The sequence below is a fragment of the Salipiger thiooxidans genome (assembly GCF_900102075.1).
GTDB lineage: Bacteria > Pseudomonadota > Alphaproteobacteria > Rhodobacterales > Rhodobacteraceae > Salipiger > Salipiger thiooxidans.
In genome coordinates this window covers 1-2,705 of sequence record NZ_FNAV01000062.1, presented here as the reverse complement: position 1 = coordinate 2,705, position 2,705 = coordinate 1, and the positions used below count along the sequence as shown (strand labels likewise).

Here is a 2,705-nt window from a genome sequence, read left to right as displayed (position 1 = left end):
CGCCACCCGCTACGACAAAACTGCGGAGAGCTTCCTGGGCTTCATCGACATCACGTCGATACGCCTTTGGGTGCGCCATTTGTCAACATGACCTACGGGACAACGGCTATGGCGAATTCGATCGCCATCTTAGCCCCCACTCGCTCCGTATATGTCCAACAGAAGGTCAGGGTTCGATCCCTCTCCCGCCAATTCTGACTTCAAATCTTGAAGAATGGGCAAGAATTTGGAACGTCGTCTTTGGAAGTTCGCGTTTGCTCGTCGACGTTCATTCAAGTCTTTCTCGGTCCTTTCTATTATCTCTAAGAGTTCACCTGCCAAAGGATCGGAGCCAGTCACCAGTGCCCTCGGGTTCACGCGCCGCCATCTTATCAGGCCCGCAAGCAAGAACGGCGCGTAGTGGAACATGGTATACTCGCCGCCGATATTGCGTTTGAAGTCAGCGATCGTTCTACGAGCCAGTCGTTCGACGTCTCCGCGGCCCAAATGAGACGGTGCCGTGTCCGAGCGAGAAAGCATGAAGGCCGTTGACGCACTTTGTCGGTTCCAGGTCCAATCCTCGATATCCGACTTTAGAAGCAACCGCATGGCTCTTGCCTCATCCTCTTGGTCGCCCACGATGCGGCCAAGGCCCTGATACACCAAAACCCAGCTGGCCTGATGCTGGACGAATGGATGAGGTTCTCCAGACGCTTCGATGCAGTCTATCAACCAGGTTGCGACGTCGCGCGGGCACCTTCGGAACTGCCAGGTCAAGAATTTGAGGGCGTCATTGTTTTCAGTGCCCGGGCCATTATCACCTCGCAGCCTTTGCCCAGCAACATCGAGCGCCTTGTTTGTCAGAGACTCGAACCGTTCAAGAATTTCGCCCTCAATTTCCGCAGGAATCTCGCCATCGCTTGAGACACAGTATTTCCCGAAGGGCCGCTGCGACATTTTTTGTCCGAGCGTCTCCCAGTCCATCTCGCGTTGATCGGGAGCGGTTTCAAGGATCGTTTGCATTCCTGCGGAGCGAGCACTGTCTCGCCACGCCTCCATCCCACAGGGAAGAACCAGCCGTTTGGGGATAGACACCTGGGCATCGAGGCTGTCGATTATCTCGTCCCAAGCACGCTCGTCGTTCAGAGCCTCATCCCAATCGACCGTGAAGTTTCTTCCCAAGTCCGGCGCTTCCATCAAGATTCGTGCACGGCCGGCGGCAGGTTTCTGTTCGACCCAAAGAGAGACAGCGGCTTGTCGCTTCAGGGGGGCGCCGAGCGGCACTATCGCCTTGCGCGGCCAAGGCGCGGCCTCTTTCCGCAAGTAGACCGAGACGTTTTCCTGCCACCAGGGATTGCAAATGTTGCCGGTTCGGGGCTCCGGTAAGTCCGCCCGGCTTCAAGTGTTTCTTCTTGCCGAATGAGATCGAAGTTCATTGCGCCGCCCGAACCAAATACGATCGTCGATAAGCGCGGCAGGAAATCGAAGAAGATCGGTGCCCCGCTGCCTGCGCGGTGCGCTGCTGCCAATGGCCATGTTGCAATCACGTCAAGATCGCGAGCCGCGCCCGCCGTGAAAGAGGAGTCGGTCGGTAGGAAGATCGCTGCGGCGTCGTATATTCCCTGAGCGGAAGCATCAAGCTGCGTGGAGAGGTCTTCCCCAACGATACGCCCGCGTAGCTGACTCGCGACCGCGACTCTCACCTTCTCCACGAAGTCCGCAGCGCAAAGGCCAAGTCCATCGTCAGCAAAGAACAGCTCGGCAAGATCATTGCGGTTCCAACCGCTCGCTCTGGCAGCGCTCTTCACCCAATCGGGGTTTACCAAAACATCGTCGGCATCAACCGTCAGGACAAGACGTTCGCCCTCACGGCTCCATGCTGCGGCAAACATGCCGACCGGCTGGAACAACGGAACGCCACCGCGACGCCCGACAGCTATCGGCCAACCCACAGCAAGAGCGTTCTCGTGACCTTCTCTGCGGACTAAGGCCTCTCGAAACGCCGGATTAATAGCGTCGAGGTCAATGGAGATCACTGAAGCCCGCCCATCGTCAGGGGCGATTGGACCACGGCCGGAGATCAGCGACCATTCGATACCATGTTTATCGAAAACATGGGTCGTTGCGCCACGTGGATCGGCCCGCAACGCAGAACGCCAGTATCTCAACAGTGCCTGCGGCTCGATTCCGAGTGGACCTTCGCCATCCGTTTCGAACGTTTCCGTTACGATTGGTTCCGAGTGAAAGGCCGCACTTGCAGCATGAATAATGTCCCCAGAGCTCCCGGGGCTTCTTGCCCTTAAATCCGATCCGCGTTCCTCACCGCGATTCAGCCCCTTAGTTTTCGCGCGCCAGCGGCCGTCACTACCTTTGTCGATAAGGCCGTCGCGAAACAGAGAATCCAGCTCGCCAATCGCTGCGAGCCGCTTGTCGTGCGAAAAGCTAGCGCCCACTAGAACCAGCAGTTCCTCTGTGCTTCGACCGCGCGGAAAGGCTTGGATCATCTTCAAGATCAGTGACATGTATCAGACCTTCAACCAAGCTCGAAGTCTTCGGTGAACCAAAACACGACCCCTAAGTGGAATCGCAGCATCCCACATCCGGATCGGCGCTAAGCAATTGGTTTCATCAATTAACTCCCACTTCAATGAGGGCGCGAAAATTAGGTCATGTTGACAAATGGCGCACCCAAAGGCGTATCGACGTGATGTCGATGAAGCCCAGGA

Annotated in this window: 2 protein-coding genes and 1 pseudogene; 1 reads left to right on the top strand and 2 read right to left on the bottom strand. The window is 56.9% G+C overall.

Annotated elements, in window-relative coordinates; genetic code table 11:
• Window positions 1–91, top strand: a pseudogene (locus tag BLQ77_RS28360) (IS5/IS1182 family transposase); the annotation flags it as partial.
• Between the two features lie 38 nt (window positions 92–129).
• Here BLQ77_RS28360 and BLQ77_RS28015 read toward each other — a convergent pair.
• Window positions 130–1,176, bottom strand: a complete 1,047-nt coding sequence (locus tag BLQ77_RS28015; protein WP_089964320.1) for a hypothetical protein — start codon at window positions 1,174–1,176, stop codon at window positions 130–132.
• 86 nt (window positions 1,177–1,262) lie between these two features.
• Window positions 1,263–2,501 carry a hypothetical protein gene (locus BLQ77_RS28590; RefSeq protein WP_131822101.1) on the bottom strand — a complete coding sequence of 413 codons (1,239 nt, stop codon included), beginning with the start codon at window positions 2,499–2,501 and terminating at the stop codon, window positions 1,263–1,265.
• Between the last annotated feature and the right edge of the window lie 204 nt (window positions 2,502–2,705).

Excerpts from the sequence above, each read along its gene's own strand:
- BLQ77_RS28590 (WP_131822101.1), bottom strand. The coding sequence starts at position 2,501 with ATGTCACTGATCTTGAAGATGATCCAAGCCTTTCCGCGCGGTCGAAGC.
- BLQ77_RS28015 (WP_089964320.1), bottom strand. The coding sequence starts at position 1,176 with ATGGAAGCGCCGGACTTGGGAAGAAACTTCACGGTCGATTGGGATGAG.